We start from the raw sequence: 13,910 nt of genomic DNA, 5'->3' as shown, positions 1-13,910 counted from the left end.
CCTCTTGACCCCATGAGATTCGGTTCCTCGTTTTTGCGGCCTTCTATATTTTAAAAGGAGGTTCAGATGAAAGTACGGAAAGTGTTGCCCGCGATCCTGTTGACCGCCGCAGTTTTCTTCGCCGTGCCCTCGAACGCTTTCAACCTGCCGCCGATGAACCTCGGATTAACGGACATCCTGGATGGAGCGCTCCCGGGACCAGGCACCTATTTCACGCAATACATCCAGGGATTCCAGAGTGACGAGTTCAAGCTCCACCAGACGGTGATCGGGCTCGAGGCGAAGAAGCAGATGGAAATAGCGGGAGACTACCCCGACGTGGTGATCGGCTGCCACGGAGGCGGAAGCAACTTCGGCGGGATCGCCCTGCCGTTCCTCCCGGACAAGATGGCCGGCGGGAAGAAAAATCCCCGGCTGGTCGCCGCCGAGCCGGCGTCATGCCCGACACTCACGAAGGGTGTCTACGCGTTCGATTTCGGAGACACGGGGAAGCTGACCCCGATAGTCAAGATGTACACGCTGGGGCGCGACTTCGTCCCGGAGGGGATCCACGCGGGTGGACTTCGCTACCACGGGGCCTCTCCGCTGGTGAGCCAACTGTTGAGCGAAGGGCTCCTGGAGGCGCAGGCCTACCCGCAGCTCGCGGTGTTCTCATCGTCGATCGCGTTCGCACGCGCGGAAGGGCTGCTCCCGGCGCCGGAGTCCGCGCACGCGGTCCACGCGGCGATCCAGGAAGCGAAAAAGGCCGACGAGGAAGGCAAGGAGAAGACGATCCTGTTCAATCTCTCCGGGCACGGCTTCTTCGATATGGTGGCCTACGACGACTTCCTTACCGGAAAGCTGGCGGACCACGAGCACAGCGAGAAGAAGGTTCGCGAAGCGCTGCGCAATCTACCGAAGGTCACGGTGTAACCGATACACGAGTTCCCGGGCCGTCAACCTTACGGTGGACGGCCCGGCCAACCTTTCTTTGCACCCTTCATCACCAAGGAATTTTCCCGTATCCGGCACCCCGGCATCCCGCCATTCATCTTATTTGCATCAATTTGGTGGCAAGGGGGATGCGATGGGAAAAGAAGATATCGTTGAAAGATTCAAGTCGGCATTGCGGGGTGAACTTCTACGGCCCGGTGACCCGGGGTACGAGGAGGCCCGCAAGGTACACAACGGCATGATCGACCGGCGGCCGGCCTTGATCGCCCGCTGCAAGAGAGTGGAAGATGTGGTCGCCTCCGTTCGTTTCGCGGCGGAAACGGGCATGCTCACGGCTGTCCGGGGCGGTGGACACAATGCAGGGGGCCTGGGAGTATGCGACGACGGTCTCGTCATAGATCTTGGTGCGATAAACAACGTCCAGGTCGATCCCGGCGCGAAAACCGCCCGGGTCGACGGCGGTTGCCTGCTGAAAGACGTGGACCACGCCACCCATCCCTATGGGCTGGCCGTCCCGGCAGGCGGATTTCTTCGATGTCCTGAGCGACGATGCGATCCGGCTGCATTCGAAGCATGGTGCGGACCTTCCGTCTCCTCTTTCAATGATGCACCTGTACCCGATCAACGGCGCAGTGCACCGGGTGGACGGGAAAGACACCGCCTGGAGCTACCGCGACACTACCTGGGCCGAAATCATCCTCGGAGCCGATCCGGATCCGGCCAACAATCCCCGGCTGAAAACATGGGCGAATGCGTACTGGGAGGCGCTCCACCCCCACTCGGCGGGCGGAGCCTACGTGAATTTCATGATGCAGGACGATGGGCAGGACCGCATCAAGGCTACATACAGGGACAATTACCAACGACTTGCAAAGGTCAAGGCCGAGTATGACCCGAAAAATTTCTTTCGCGTGAACCTGAACATCCGGCCCTCGGGAAAACGGAAATTGCGGTCCGCGGCGTGACCGCGATTTCAAGTCCTGGACCCGGCCCGAGCGCTTAATGCGCTGGTGGGGTCCGAGCTGACAAGGAGAGACTCATGAAATCGCTTCGTCCATCGAAAACAGTTGTGTCGTTGGTAGTCCTCACACTGCTTGCGGCGGGTGTATTTTTATTCCAGTCGGTCGGCGATAGTGCCTACGCTCAACCGCAGGCTCCCGACTTGGTAAAGGCGGACGTGGGCAAGGTACTGATCGATCCTGCGGATACCGTTATCCTCTTGCTCGACCACCAGAGCGGCTTGTTCCAGACCGTCAAGGATATCAGTGTGGCGGAATTACGGACCAATACCATAATCCTGGCGAAGGTGGCCAAGCTGATGAAGATCCCCGTCATCACGACCGCATCCGTACCGACCGGCCCGAATGGCCCTTTGATGCCTGAGATCCACCAGAATGCACCCGATGCGATATACGTTCCGCGCACAGGTGAAATCAGCGCCTGGGACAACAAGGAGTTCGTGGAGACCGTACGCAAGACCGGCAGAAAGACATTAATCATCGCCGGCGTGTGGACAAGCGTTTGCGTCGCTTTCCCGGCGCTCCAGGCGAAGGCGGACGGCTACAAGGTTTACGCGGTGATGGATGCTTCAGGCGACCCGAGCGAGATGGCATCGAGAACGACGCTCGCACGCCTCACGCAGGCCGGGGTCGTCCCGATGAGCACCAATGCGGTGTTTTGCGAGCTGCAACGCACCTGGAATCGGCCGGATGCAGCGGATTTTGCCGCCCTGTATGCGGCCTATGCTCCGAACTATCAAGCCGTGATGGAGAGCTACCGGAAAGCGCAGGAAGCCCTCAAGGGGGAGAAGAAGTAAGAGCGTCTTAAAAAGTCATGCCGCCGTCGACGATGATCTCGGCGCCGACGATGTACGAGGATGCGTCGGAGCACAGGAAAAGCACGGCCTCGGCGATCTCTTCCGGCTTAGCGAAGCGCTTGACCGGGACCTGGTTTCGGATCCAGTCAATGGTCTGCTTCAACTGATCATCCGACATCCCGGTGCGGCCGAGAAGCGCCGTTTCCACCCGTCACAACAGCCACCTTGCCTTCAAAGCGTCTCATGGGATCGTCACCTCGCGGCTTATCGGACTTCTTGTAATACGGATGCGGCGGATTTCCGGACGGTTTCGACTGGTTGACGGATCCATTAGCTTCGCGATTCCCGGATACTTGATTTCTTTCCATGCGTTTTCGCCGGATGGCGCATCTAAAAGAAAACCATGATATGTGGTATCCGCTCTGAATGGAGGTGGCTGTTATGCTGGATTTCAATTCCATCCTGGTGTTTTCGGGGAATCCCAAGAAACTCGCGGATTTCTATAAGAAGGTTTTCCAGAAGGACCCCGATTGGTCGGAGGGCGGCTACTACGGATTCATGGCCGGCAAGGGATTCATCACCTTCGGCCCGCATGACAAAGTCCATGGGAAGAACGCGAACCCCGAACGGGTAATGTTCAATTTCGAGACCAAGGATGTAAAGAGTGAATTCGAAAGAATCAAGAAGCTCGGGACTTCGGTCGTCGCGGAGCCGTACAATCCGTCGGAAGATCCGAAAATGATGATCGCAACCTTCGCCGACCCGGACAACAATTATTTCCAGCTCATTACGCCCTGGGAGGGTTAATGAAGAAAGTGGACTCCTCATGAACGGGAAACGAGCTTACATATGGCTGCTCCTGGCGGTTTTATCAGCCCCGTTGCCCAGTATCGCCGCAGGGCCAGGGTCCGGCGCCGCCCCGATTCCCCCGGGCGAGGCCGGGGCCAAGGCCGCCCTGGAACAATCGCCGCGACATCACGAGTGGGCAAGCATCGCCGTTCCCGGCAAGGAAGGGAAAGTATCCGCCTTCATCGCCTACCCTGAGCGCAAGGACAAGGCTCCCGTCGTGATCGTCATCATGGAGATCTACGGCCTCACCGACCGGACTCGGAAGCGCTTCGGAACATCCGCGCCCCCGTGCTCGGCCTCTACGGCGGAGACGATGCCAGGGTGAACGCGACGGTCGGCCCGGCGGCGGCAATGATGAAGGAACTTGGGAAGACGTTTGTCGCGCACACCTACCCGGGCGCGGGGCACGGGTTCCTTCGTGCCCAGGACCAACGCGACGGCGCGAACCTGGCTGCCTCGGAGAAGGCCTGGCCCGATACGATCGGGTTCCTAAAAAAGTCCCTGGAGTAGCCTTGCCAGGGATAATTCCCGCTCCCTCATGGTCCTGATCAGGGGGAAGCAGCACAGGTAGCGGGTTTATCCTGCTGTTCGTTTCACTCGGCCCGGACGATCCCGACCTTGTTGACGCCGCTGCAGGCGATATAGACGTCCCCTTGGGGCGTCGCCGCCATATGCCGGATCACTCCGCCACCTGACGGGACGGACCAGCGCGAAAATTTGCCTGTCTTCGGATCGAACCGCACGATCGTGTTCGGCTCGACTCCCGATTCGCTGTACCAGATAGACCCGTCGTGGGTCGCAGCGATGCCGTAGGGCTTCGACTTCCCGCCGCCGGGCGATGGCCACTCTTCGACTTTGCCGCTGTCCGGATCCAGGCGTCCCAGGTATCCGCGGGCGTAGTCCGTGTAATAGATCAGGCCGTTGGAGGTGACGGCGAGTCTGCGCGGCCTGGCCCCCTTGGGCAATCCGAATTCGGAAATGGACATCGTGACCGGGTCGATCCTGCCGATCTTATTGGTCCCGAGCTCGCAGAAGAAGGGGATTCCCTTCGGGCTCACGACGATTCCGTAGGGGCGGGAATCGGCCGTGGGCGGGCGCGCCAGCGTGATCTTGCCCGTGCGGGGCTCCAACTTCCCCACGAAATTACCCACCTGGACGGTGAACCAGAGGACCTGGCTGCCGTCGAAGACCAGGGTGTGCGGATCGCGTGCGGCCGGGTCCGGCATCGGGTACTCGGTTACCTCGCCGGTCTGCGCATCCAACCTGCCGATGTATCCCTTGCGATTGGCGGTGAACCATATGTTCCCCTTCAGGTCGGCCACCAGCCCATGCGGACCCGATCCCGGGGTTTTCAATGGATACTCATGGATCTTTCCGGATTTCGGGTCGAGCCTTCCGAGAGTGTTGGTGCCCATTCCCGTGTACCAGAGCGATCCGTCGGGCCCGACGGCAGGATCGTGGGGGAAGGAGCCGGGCGTCGGGAGCCCCCATTCCTGGATCCGCACATCGGCGGCCGCCAAAGACGCGCATGCCGCGATCAGGAAAGTTATCAGAATAATGATTGTCCGTCTCATCGTCCAATACCCCCTCACTTCCGCTTCGCCCGGGAGGCCTCTTTCTCGAATCCGGGGAGGATCGTCTTGAAGAATGCGTTCTGGATAAGCTTGCCGACGATCTGCCAGTTGCTGACCCGGGGATTTTCCACCGTGCCCGAGACGTCGGCCTGGGCCGCCACCTCGTGCCGGTGGCGGCTTTCGAGCAGCCGGGCGACCCCGCCGACCGCCATCTCGTACATCCGGCGAAAGCCCGTCTTCTCCCGGTCGGTGCGCTTGTCGTACACTTTCATGTCCTTGAAGAACGGCTTGATATAGCCGGAGATCGCATCGTTGCGGATCTTCAGCTCCGAATAGAAGGAAAACAGCCCTTCCGACACGTCGAACTTTCCGTAGGCGCGGAAGAGGTCGTTCATATCCGCCATCTGCGTATTATCGATGCTGATGCGCAGATCGAGGTCCGGCCCCGCTTTCTCCGGGCGGAATTGCGCGCTCACCACGGTGGGGCCGCTCCCCATGAATTTCCCCGCCAGCTCCATGTCCGCGGGCCCTTCCGAAAACTTGTTGGACAGGTTCGTGAGAAGGAGATCGGCGTCGGTCAGGTAGACACGATAGGGGGGATCGGCGTTCTCGTTTTGCATTCCGACGGAGCACCGCGTCAGCCTCACCCGGTCGACCCGGAGCAGCATTTCAGCCTTCGGCGCCTCCTTGACCGCCTTCCCGACCGCCTCGGCGCGCCTCTTTTCGGCCTCCGCCGTCCGCGCGGAATGGACGTAATCGATTTCCATCCCCTGGACCGACAGGTCTTCGAGATGCGCGACCTTGACGTTGGGGGCGTATTCGATGCTGCCGGCTCCGGAGAACGTCCCGCTCTTGACGGAAAGATTCGTGCGGGCGACCACCGGCTTGAAATATTCCAGCGGCACGTTTTCGAGCTTCATGCGGGCGTTGATCCCGAGATACGGCTCCGCGAGGAAATTGGCGTTGCCGTCGACGATGCCGCGCCCGGTCCCGAAGATCGCCGTTTCCATGTGGAAGGAGGAGGGGTACACCTTATCCGGCAGGCGGACGGAATACCCTTTGAGGGGAGCGTTGATCCTCCGCTCCATCGATTCCCGCAGCGGCTCGTCCAGGAAATAGGAAACGACGAAAAGGACAAGGAGCAGGGCGGCGAGGATCCAGGCGCCCCACAGCGCCTTTCGGAACAGGGGGCCGCGTGCGCCCCCCGGCGGATTCACGGACTTTCCGGCGGTATCGGTATCTTCGGCGCTCATGCAAGCCATTCCACCATCCCAAATAGATGCCGGGGGATGCGGGCGGTTCCCGTTCTCCGGAGGATCAGTGGCCGGGTTCCCGTGGAATTCCCCCGGGAGGCGGCTGCTCTCTACGGCGATCTCCGGGGTCAGCGGGAGGAGCGACGTGCCCGGCGCTTCAAGCCGCAAGCGGCATCCGGCTCTATCCGCAATTCACAGATTTCGATAGATATCTTTTCGATGACCGATGCGCACGACCAATACAACCAGGATCTTTTCCCGGATCGTATAGACGATCCTGTAATCGCCCACCCGCACCCTGGAAAAGCCCTCGTTTCCTTTCAGGAGCTTGGCATCCGCGGGACGCGGTTCATTCGCAAGTTCGTCGAGTTTTCTGCCGATCCGCTTCCGGACCTCCCTGGGGAGTTTTCGAAGGTCCCGGACAGCCGTCGGTTGGATGAGGATCTCGTAGGACATGGGAAATCAGAGGCCCAGCTCTTTCTTTAACTGCTTCCAGGAGATTCCTCCTTTTTCCTTAAGAGCCTTTTTCGCCGCTTCGATGTCGATGCGGTCCTCGATTTCCTCCAGGAGCTCCAGGTCTTCCACCGGAACAAGGACCGCAACATCCTTTCCCCGGCGCCGCAGGACGATTCGCTCTCCCTTGTAGGCGACGCGATTCAGGGCGTCGGAGAACTCGTCACGAACCTTGCTCGCGCTCATTCGGGTCATGCGCGTGCCTCCTTCCTATATGTACGTATCGTACGAATTGGAAGTATACGACAACGGAAGAAAGGGGTCAAACGGCTCTCCTCCCGACCGGATATCGAACCTGGTCCATCCGCAACGGGTCAGAATCCGATCCGCCGCCGTGGTGTCTTGGGCGGCTCCATCAATGCCCGGATCGCGTCGAAGACCCCGCGGAATTGGGAGTCATACTTCCTTTCTAGCGCTTCAACCTTTCGGGCAAGTTCCTCGCGAGATACGAGCAACCTGCGAATCCGGACAAAGACACGCATGATAGTAATGTTGACTTGGATGGCCCGGTCGCTATTCAAGACAGAGGACAGCATCGCCACGCCCTGCTCAGTGAAGGCATAGGGAAGCTTCCGCCGGCCGCCTCTCCCTGGCTTTGATATCGCAATTTGCGATATCAAAGAAGTGTATTCTTCGGTAGTCAACTGGAACATGAAGTCCTCGGGAAAGCGTGCGGAATTTCTTTTGACGGCTTCGTTCAGCCTGAATGTTGGGACCCCGTACAGTTCCGCCAGGTCCGCGTCCATCATGACGCGGCGCCCCCGAATTATATGAATATGCTGGGAAATATCCTCTGCACGAAGGTGCGGTTTTGATATCACAGTTTGTGATTTCAAGTCTTCACTCATGCAGAATTGTTCTTCAATTTACGTGCCTGGGGAACCGGTCGCAAATTGCGACCGGTTCCAAACCCCCTTCCGTCCAAAGCTTTGATATCGCAATTTGCGACCTTAAGATTTTGAAAAACACTTGTAATTGCAGGTATATGCAAACTTGAAGTCACAAATTGTGACTTCAAGTTAGTCATCGAGGCCGATTTCTAAGGTCGCAATTTGCGACCTTAGAGAATCGGCGACTGGGACGCGGCAACCAGGGGTCCTTGCAATACATCATAAAAATTAGCGAAATCGCGGATAGCGGGAGGCAAAACCATGGGGCCGGAGTCCGTCGCCCAGGATGCCGTGAGGGCGAAGGGGCTGGAGATCTTCCGGCTCATGGGGACGGAAACGCCGGCCGTCTTCGACCGGAAGTGGTGGGCGGGCAGGATGATGGAGCGGGTGATGCGAGACCCCGCGCTCAAGGTCCCGCTCTTCCGCTTCGTGGACGTCCTCCCCGCGTTGGCCGACAGCCGGCAGATCGCCCGGCACGCCAGGGAATACTTCGCGACCGACGGATCGCCGCTCCCCGGGATCGTGAATTCCCTCCTTTCCGCCGCCGCGTCCGGATCCTGCTCAACGTCCGCATCCGGCGCATCATCCGGCTCCAGCTTCGCATCCGCGCCCGCCGCGGCGCTCACCGCGTATCTCGTGAAACGGGGCGTCGCCCGCTTCTCCAGAACCTTCATCGCGGGGGAGACTCCCGAAGCGGCCCTTTCCTCCCTCCGGCGCCTTCGGAACGACGGGAGGAGCTTCACCGTCGACATCCTGGGGGAAGCGGTCGTCTCCGAAGCGGAGGCGGATCGGTACCGGGACGCCTACCTGCGGCTGGCGGACACGCTATCCCGGGAGATTGCCGATTGGCCCCCGTTCGACCCCCGCCGCGAACGATTGTTTCCCCGCCTCAACCTTTCCGTCAAGCTCAGCTCCCTCTATTCCCGCATCGGGCCGGTCAATCACGAGGACAGCGTCCGGGGGGTCCGGCAACGGCTGCTGCCGATCCTGCGCAAGGTGCGGGAAGCGGGCGGGTTCGTGAACCTCGACATGGAGATGTACGCCCTCAAAAACATCACGCTGGACGTCTTCACGCGGACCCTGGACGAACCGGAGTTCCACGGATGGGAAGGCCGCCGGGATCGCCCTCCAGGCCTATCTCAAATGCGCGGAGCAGGACCTGCTGCGGCTGATCGGCACAATTCCAGATGCTGTACGGCATGGCCGAGCCGATCAAGCGCGCGCTGAAAGCCATGGGGTTCACCGTCCGCGAATACGCCCCGATCGGGGAACTGCTGCCCGGGATGGCCTACCTGGTGCAAGCCGATACCGAACGAGCCGGTGGCGGATTTTACGAGGGAAGAAACGCGCCAGGCCTTCCGCAACGCCATCGCGCAAGTCGGGAGCCGGATGGGGGAGAGTTATCCCGCGGTCATCGGCGGGAAGGAATACCGGGAGGGGGACCCGATCGTCTCCGTCAATCCGGCACGCCCGCAGGAGGTCGTGGGAACCGTCCACGGCATCACGCGGGAGCTCGCCGATCGCGCTGTATCGGTCGCACGCGATGCGCTTCAAAGTTGGTCGCAGCGCCCTCCGGAGGAACGGGCAAAGGTACTGTTCCGCGCCGCCGACGCAGCCCGCCGCCGCAAGTACGAGCTTGCGGCATGTCAGGTGCCCTCCTCTATAAGCCGTCGAGCCTCTCCCCGGTCAACGGCTGGCTCGCGTTCTCCCTGCTGAGGGAGGGCGGAGCCCCCGACGGCGCGCTGAATTTCATCCCGGGCAAGGGGGATGCCGTGGGGGACCACCTCGTCAGCCACCCGGAGGTCGATTTCGTCCTGTTCACTGGGTCCCGGGCCGTGGGCCTGCGGATCGTGGAGAGGGCGGGGCAGACCGCGCCGGGGCAGAAGTCGGTCAAGCGGGCCGTCGTGGAGATGGGGGGGAAGAACGCGATCCTGATCGATGCGGACGCCGACCTGGACCAGGCGGTGCCGGCGGTGATGCAGTCCGCGTTCGGGTACCAGGGACAGAAATGTTCCGCCTGCTCCCGGGCGATCGTCCACGCGGATTGCTACGACCGCTTCCTGGCCCGTATGTGCGAGGCGGTCCAGGGCATGACGGTCGGCCCGCCGGAGGACCCCGCCAACATGATCGGGCCCCTGATCGACGGCGCCGCGAAGGAGAGGGTGCGGGCAGCCATCGAGCTCGGTAGAAGGGAAGGGAAGGTGGCCGCCGAGATCCCGGTCCCGGAGGAAGGGTATTACGTCTCCCCGACGATCCTCACGGACCTCCCCCCGGATTCGAAGCTCTTGCGGGAGGAAATATTCGGGCCGGTGCTCGCCGTCATACGCGCCCGGGAAATCGAGGAGGCTGTAAAGATAGCGAACTCCTCCGACTATGCATTGACCGGCGGGCTCTTCTCCCGGAGCCCGGCGACATCGAGCGCGTGAGGGAGACGTTCGCCGTCGGCAACCTGTACATCAACCGGGGAATCACGGGCGCCCTGGTAGGCCGGCAGCCTTTCGGTGGGTTTCGGATGTCGGGCGTCGGCTCCAAGGCGGGCGGCCCCGATTACCTCCTCCAGTTCATGGAGCCGCGGGTCATCACGGAAAACACGATGCGCAGAGGGTTTTCGCCCGATGTCTTGTTGTAACCGAACCGTATTTCGAACCAGATCTTACTCTGGGCAAGACGTTACGCACTCGCCCGGTTCAGCAGTTCGATATCCGAAGGATCCAGCTTGAGCTCCAGCGCTTTCATGAGCTCGTTCAACTGGTCCACGCTCGTTGCGCTCGCGATCGGAGCGGTGATGCCGGGGCGGGCGATCAGCCACGCGAGAGCCACGGCGGCCGGCGTCGCATGATAACGCGGGGCCACCCGGTCCAGTGCATCCAGTATCCGAAACCCCCGGTCGTCCAGGTATTTCCTGACGATTTCCGCCCGGGCGCGGCCCGCCAGGTCCTTTTCCGACCGGTACTTGCCCGTTAGGAACCCGCTTGCCAGCGGGAAGTAGGGGATTACGCCCAACCCGTTTTCCCGGCAGACGGGCTCGAGCTTCGATTCATACTCGGCGCGATCGTACAGGTTGTACAGGGGCTGAAGGCTTTGGTATGCGGGATACCCGCGCGGCCCGCTGACCTGCAATGCCTGCAGGAGCCGTTCCGAGTCGTAATTCGACGCGCCGATCAATCTTACCTTTCCTTCCTTGATCAATTGCGCAAAGGCTTCGAGCGTTTCCTCCAGCGGCGTATCCGGATCGTCGGCATGGGCCTGGTACAGATCGATGCGGTCAGTCTGCAGACGCCGCAGGGAATCCTCCGCCGCGCGCAGGATATACGGTTTCGCCAGCCCTTTCCTGTCCGGACCCATCTCCTTACCGACCTTCGTGGCGACGAGGACCTTCTTCCGGTTGCCTCTGCGCTTGAGCCATTTGCCGAGCACGGTCTCGGATTCACCGCCCTTGTGATCGGAGACCCAAATGGAGTAGACATCCGCCGTGTCGATCAAATCGCCGCCGGCAGCCGCAAATGCGTCCAACAGCCGGAAAGATGTTTTCTCATCCGCGGTCCATCCGAAGACGTTGCCCCCCAACGCCAGCGGAGCGACCTTGATCCCGGAATTCCCAAGTTTGCGCTTCTTACCCGCAATCATGATACTTCGATGCATCCCAGACGCGAATCGCATCTAACCAGGAAGAAAGGAGAGGAGCCATGGCCGGAATCGAAAGCGGTGCCGCAAGGCAACCGGAAGAGGATGTACTCTTTATCACGCGAGATTTCGCCGCCCCTCGCGAGCTGGTTTTCAAGGCATGGACCGAGCCCGAGCGCGTCATGCGATGGTGGGGCCCGAAAGGATTCACGGCGCCCGTCTGCAAGATCGATCTGCGCCCGGGAGGCGTCAGTTTCAGCTGTATGCGCGCACCCGACGGCAAGGAATATTGGGGGCAGGGCGTATATCTGGAGATCGTGGAGCCGGAGCGGATCGTCTGCACCGATACCTTCGCGGATGAGAAAGGCAACCCGGTCTCGCCTCGGCAATACGGAATGAGCCCCGACTGGCCGGAGGAAGCGGTGATCGAGGTGACCTTCGAAGAGCATGACGGCAAGACGAAGTTCACGCTGCATCATTATCCGATAAAGCCGGGCCCGGATCGCGACATGTGCCGGCAGGGCTGGAACGAATCACTGGATAAACTGGCCGACTACCTGCGGTCATGCGCGCAGTGAAGAAGGAGGATTCCTATCGGGACTTCGTGCTGGACCAGCTTCGCTCCCTGGAGGGGGTAACCTGCCGGGCAATGTTCGGCGGGTACGGCCTTTATCTTGGTGCGGATTTCTTCGGCATCGTCTACGACGGTCGGCTTTACTTCAAGACCGACGAAACGACGCGGCTGGAGTACCGTGACCGGGGAATGGGCCCCTTTGCGCCGGGCGGCGAGGTGGTCCTGAAGTCGTATTACGAGGTTCCGGAGGATATCGTCGAAGACGACGAGGAACTGGTCTCATGGGCGAGGGAGGCCGCTGCACGAAAAGGGAAGATGAAGGGTAGGGCGCCGGCACGAATGAAAAGATGAGCGTACCGGGTTTCTACCGTGATCCGTCCAGCAGGATATCGCAATTTGCGACAACCGCTGTCACCCCGTTATATGGCATAGTAAGTCTATAAATAATAGACATACTATGTAGAAATGCGTACACTAATGCCATGGCATCTCTGTCTCTACGCAACCGGATCCCGCATGAGGAATTCGATTATCAGACGCTCCTCGACGCCCTCCCCGGGTATTCACGGCCGAGGGCGAAGATCACGGCGTTATTGCGCGACGGCGTTATTGTCCGGGTCAAGAAGGGGCTTTATGTCTTCGGCGAGCAGGAGCGTCGCAAGCCTCTCTGCCGGGAACTCCTGGCAAATCTGATCTACGGACCTTCCTGCGTCTCCCTTGAATACGCCCTTGCCTCGCACGGCCTGATACCCGAAAGGGTGGAGACGGTCACGTCGGTGACGAGCGGCCGTTCGCGGGCGTTCGACACGCCGGTCGGCCGGTTCACATACCGGATGATTTCCATGGAGGCGTTTCCGGTCGGGGTGGACCGAGTGGAAACGGGCGACGGTCGGGCCTTCCTCATCGCAATTCCCGAGAAGGCGCTGGCCGATGCGCTGGTGGCGGACCGCCGGGGAGCGTTCGGTTCGCGTCGGGAACTTGCGTCGTACCTTGACGAAGCGTTGCGGATCGATATGGGACGGTTGAAGGGGCTGGACCGGGGCATCCTCGATGAGTTGGCGAAGAGTTACCGCTCCCGGAAGGTGCGGCTTCTCGCCTCTCTCGTCGGGAGCTTGAAGAAGCGGGGGACGGGGTGAACGAAGCCGTTGCGAAGATGCTGGAGCGATACCGGAGAGAGACGGTGAACGACCATCTCCAGGCCCTTCGGGAGATCCTCCAGGAGGTGGCCCTGCTCGGGCTCTGGCGCGCGAAGTTCTTCGAGCGGGCGGCGTTTTACGGCGGGACGGCACTGCGTATTCTCTACGGCCTGGACCGTTTCTCGGAGGACCTCGATTTCTCGCTGATGGCGCCGGACCCGGCTTTCCGAATCGACCGGTATATGTCGCAGTTGGAGGAAGAGATCGCCGCATTCGGCTTCCGGGTGCATGCAGAGAGAATCGACAAATCGGCGACCACCGACATCGAATCGGCGTTCCTGAAGGTCGACACGATCCGGGAGCTGCTGATCATCGAGGCGGGGCGCGAGATCGTGCGCGAGATTCCGAAGGGGAGGGTGCTAAAGATCAAGCTGGAGGTGGACACCGACCCGCCTGCGGGGTTCGCCACGCAGACCCGTTACCTTCTCCAGCCGATTCCGTTCGCCGTGCGTGTGTACGTCCTGCCGGACCTGTTCGCCGGCAAGATGCATGCGCTCCTGTGCAGGCGCTGGAAGAACCGGGTGAAGGGGCGCGACTGGTACGACCTGGTGTGGTATGCCGCGAATCACCCGGAGCTGAACCTGTCCCATCTCGAGATCCGCATGCGGCAGAGCGGGCACTGGAAGGGAAATGCCCCCCTTTCGACCGATGCGTTCCAATCGGCGCTTGGCGAAGCCATCGACGCACT

Annotated in this window: 17 protein-coding genes and 3 pseudogenes; 13 read left to right on the top strand and 7 right to left on the bottom strand. The window is 60.9% G+C overall.

Going from position 1 to position 13,910, the window contains the following annotated elements; translation table 11 throughout:
* Positions 1–66 precede the first annotated feature (66 nt).
* The 3 genes and pseudogenes from HY896_08790 to HY896_08780 all read left to right on the top strand — a co-directional run bounded on the left by HY896_08790 (position 67) and on the right by HY896_08780 (position 2,749).
* Complete coding sequence (locus tag HY896_08790) at positions 67–912, top strand: pyridoxal-phosphate dependent enzyme (GenBank protein ID MBI5576443.1); 846 nt, start codon at positions 67–69, stop codon at positions 910–912.
* A gap of 154 nt (positions 913–1,066) precedes the next feature.
* Positions 1,067–1,898: pseudogene (locus HY896_08785) on the top strand (FAD-binding protein).
* Between the two features lie 74 nt (positions 1,899–1,972).
* Positions 1,973–2,749: a hydrolase gene (locus tag HY896_08780; protein MBI5576442.1), complete on the top strand. Its 777-nt coding sequence runs from the start codon at positions 1,973–1,975 to the stop codon at positions 2,747–2,749.
* 7 nt (positions 2,750–2,756) lie between these two features.
* Here the strand turns inward: HY896_08780 and HY896_08775 are convergent, their stop codons facing one another.
* On the bottom strand, positions 2,757–2,927 hold the full coding sequence (locus HY896_08775; GenBank protein MBI5576441.1) for an SDR family oxidoreductase: 171 nt from the start codon (positions 2,925–2,927) through the stop codon (positions 2,757–2,759).
* Between the two features lie 263 nt (positions 2,928–3,190).
* Here HY896_08775 and HY896_08770 point away from each other — a divergent pair, with 263 nt between their 5' ends.
* From HY896_08770 to HY896_08760, 3 genes are read left to right on the top strand one after another with little or no spacing between them, the layout of a single operon-like run.
* On the top strand, positions 3,191–3,556 hold the full coding sequence (locus HY896_08770) for a VOC family protein (protein MBI5576440.1): 366 nt from the start codon (positions 3,191–3,193) through the stop codon (positions 3,554–3,556).
* Positions 3,557–3,575: 19 nt separating this feature from the next.
* Positions 3,576–3,923 (top strand): hypothetical protein, encoded by a 348-nt coding sequence (locus HY896_08765; GenBank protein MBI5576439.1) that lies wholly within the window; start codon positions 3,576–3,578, stop codon positions 3,921–3,923.
* Positions 3,887–4,108 (top strand): dienelactone hydrolase family protein, encoded by a 222-nt coding sequence (locus HY896_08760; protein ID MBI5576438.1) that lies wholly within the window; start codon positions 3,887–3,889, stop codon positions 4,106–4,108. The genes HY896_08765 and HY896_08760 overlap by 37 nt, the downstream gene beginning before the upstream one ends.
* A gap of 83 nt (positions 4,109–4,191) precedes the next feature.
* Here the strand turns inward: HY896_08760 and HY896_08755 are convergent, their stop codons facing one another.
* The 5 genes from HY896_08755 to HY896_08735 all read right to left on the bottom strand — a co-directional run bounded on the left by HY896_08755 (position 4,192) and on the right by HY896_08735 (position 7,786).
* Positions 4,192–5,172: a lyase gene (locus tag HY896_08755; GenBank protein MBI5576437.1), complete on the bottom strand. Its 981-nt coding sequence runs from the start codon at positions 5,170–5,172 to the stop codon at positions 4,192–4,194.
* Between the two features lie 14 nt (positions 5,173–5,186).
* On the bottom strand, positions 5,187–6,425 hold the full coding sequence (locus HY896_08750) for a DUF748 domain-containing protein (protein ID MBI5576436.1): 1,239 nt from the start codon (positions 6,423–6,425) through the stop codon (positions 5,187–5,189).
* A 192-nt stretch (positions 6,426–6,617) separates the two neighbouring features.
* Complete coding sequence (locus tag HY896_08745; GenBank protein ID MBI5576435.1) at positions 6,618–6,881, bottom strand: type II toxin-antitoxin system RelE/ParE family toxin; 264 nt, start codon at positions 6,879–6,881, stop codon at positions 6,618–6,620.
* A gap of 6 nt (positions 6,882–6,887) precedes the next feature.
* Positions 6,888–7,133, bottom strand: coding sequence for a type II toxin-antitoxin system prevent-host-death family antitoxin (locus HY896_08740; protein ID MBI5576434.1), 246 nt, complete (start codon positions 7,131–7,133; stop codon positions 6,888–6,890).
* Positions 7,134–7,252: 119 nt separating this feature from the next.
* Positions 7,253–7,786 (bottom strand): ORF6N domain-containing protein, encoded by a 534-nt coding sequence (locus tag HY896_08735; GenBank protein MBI5576433.1) that lies wholly within the window; start codon positions 7,784–7,786, stop codon positions 7,253–7,255.
* Positions 7,787–8,089: 303 nt separating this feature from the next.
* Between HY896_08735 and HY896_08730 the strand changes: the two genes are divergently transcribed.
* The 3 genes and pseudogenes from HY896_08730 (at position 8,090) to HY896_08720 (ending at position 10,457) form a co-directional block, all read left to right on the top strand.
* A complete protein-coding gene (locus tag HY896_08730) occupies positions 8,090–9,055 on the top strand; it encodes a proline dehydrogenase family protein (protein ID MBI5576432.1) in 966 nt (321 codons plus the stop codon).
* Positions 9,016–9,126, top strand: a pseudogene (locus HY896_08725) (proline dehydrogenase family protein). The gene HY896_08730 and the pseudogene HY896_08725 overlap by 40 nt, the downstream one beginning before the upstream one ends.
* A gap of 91 nt (positions 9,127–9,217) precedes the next feature.
* Positions 9,218–10,457 (top strand): annotated as a pseudogene (locus HY896_08720) (aldehyde dehydrogenase family protein).
* Positions 10,458–10,498: 41 nt separating this feature from the next.
* On the opposite strand, the gene HY896_08715 reads toward HY896_08720, so the two are convergent.
* Positions 10,499–11,455, bottom strand: a complete 957-nt coding sequence (locus tag HY896_08715; GenBank protein ID MBI5576431.1) for an aldo/keto reductase — start codon at positions 11,453–11,455, stop codon at positions 10,499–10,501.
* A gap of 59 nt (positions 11,456–11,514) precedes the next feature.
* Between HY896_08715 and HY896_08710 the strand changes: the two genes are divergently transcribed.
* The 4 genes from HY896_08710 to HY896_08695 all read left to right on the top strand — a co-directional run.
* A complete protein-coding gene (locus tag HY896_08710) occupies positions 11,515–12,030 on the top strand; it encodes an SRPBCC domain-containing protein (GenBank protein MBI5576430.1) in 516 nt (171 codons plus the stop codon).
* Positions 12,027–12,377 (top strand): TfoX/Sxy family protein, encoded by a 351-nt coding sequence (locus HY896_08705; protein MBI5576429.1) that lies wholly within the window; start codon positions 12,027–12,029, stop codon positions 12,375–12,377. The genes HY896_08710 and HY896_08705 overlap by 4 nt, the downstream gene beginning before the upstream one ends.
* A 131-nt stretch (positions 12,378–12,508) precedes the next feature.
* Entirely contained in the window at positions 12,509–13,162 is a 654-nt protein-coding gene (locus tag HY896_08700; GenBank protein ID MBI5576428.1) for a hypothetical protein, read from the top strand.
* Positions 13,159–13,910 (top strand): nucleotidyl transferase AbiEii/AbiGii toxin family protein (locus tag HY896_08695; GenBank protein MBI5576427.1); only part of this gene is annotated, 752 nt, incomplete at its 3' end. The genes HY896_08700 and HY896_08695, both read left to right, overlap by 4 nt.

It is taken from the genome of Deltaproteobacteria bacterium (genome assembly GCA_016218975.1).
Classification (GTDB): domain Bacteria; phylum Desulfobacterota; class Deferrimicrobia; order Deferrimicrobiales; family Deferrimicrobiaceae; genus JAENIX01.
The sequence above is the reverse complement of the archived record's forward strand: the minus strand, read 5'-3'. Positions and strand labels throughout refer to the sequence as shown.

What these genes read in the sequence shown, in the direction of transcription:
- HY896_08790 (MBI5576443.1), top strand. Translation starts at nt 67, where the DNA reads ATGAAAGTACGGAAAGTGTTGCCCGCGATCCTGTTGACCGCCGCAGTT.
- HY896_08780 (MBI5576442.1), top strand. Translation starts at nt 1,973, where the DNA reads ATGAAATCGCTTCGTCCATCGAAAACAGTTGTGTCGTTGGTAGTCCTC.
- HY896_08775 (MBI5576441.1), bottom strand. Translation starts at nt 2,927, where the DNA reads ATGTCGGATGATCAGTTGAAGCAGACCATTGACTGGATCCGAAACCAG.
- HY896_08770 (MBI5576440.1), top strand. Translation starts at nt 3,191, where the DNA reads ATGCTGGATTTCAATTCCATCCTGGTGTTTTCGGGGAATCCCAAGAAA.
- HY896_08765 (MBI5576439.1), top strand. Translation starts at nt 3,576, where the DNA reads ATGAACGGGAAACGAGCTTACATATGGCTGCTCCTGGCGGTTTTATCA.
- HY896_08755 (MBI5576437.1), bottom strand. Translation starts at nt 5,172, where the DNA reads ATGAGACGGACAATCATTATTCTGATAACTTTCCTGATCGCGGCATGC.
- HY896_08750 (MBI5576436.1), bottom strand. Translation starts at nt 6,425, where the DNA reads ATGAGCGCCGAAGATACCGATACCGCCGGAAAGTCCGTGAATCCGCCG.
- HY896_08745 (MBI5576435.1), bottom strand. Translation starts at nt 6,881, where the DNA reads ATGTCCTACGAGATCCTCATCCAACCGACGGCTGTCCGGGACCTTCGA.
- HY896_08740 (MBI5576434.1), bottom strand. Translation starts at nt 7,133, where the DNA reads ATGACCCGAATGAGCGCGAGCAAGGTTCGTGACGAGTTCTCCGACGCC.
- HY896_08735 (MBI5576433.1), bottom strand. Translation starts at nt 7,786, where the DNA reads ATGAGTGAAGACTTGAAATCACAAACTGTGATATCAAAACCGCACCTT.
- HY896_08730 (MBI5576432.1), top strand. Translation starts at nt 8,090, where the DNA reads ATGGGGCCGGAGTCCGTCGCCCAGGATGCCGTGAGGGCGAAGGGGCTG.
- HY896_08715 (MBI5576431.1), bottom strand. Translation starts at nt 11,455, where the DNA reads ATGATTGCGGGTAAGAAGCGCAAACTTGGGAATTCCGGGATCAAGGTC.
- HY896_08710 (MBI5576430.1), top strand. Translation starts at nt 11,515, where the DNA reads ATGGCCGGAATCGAAAGCGGTGCCGCAAGGCAACCGGAAGAGGATGTA.
- HY896_08700 (MBI5576428.1), top strand. Translation starts at nt 12,509, where the DNA reads ATGGCATCTCTGTCTCTACGCAACCGGATCCCGCATGAGGAATTCGAT.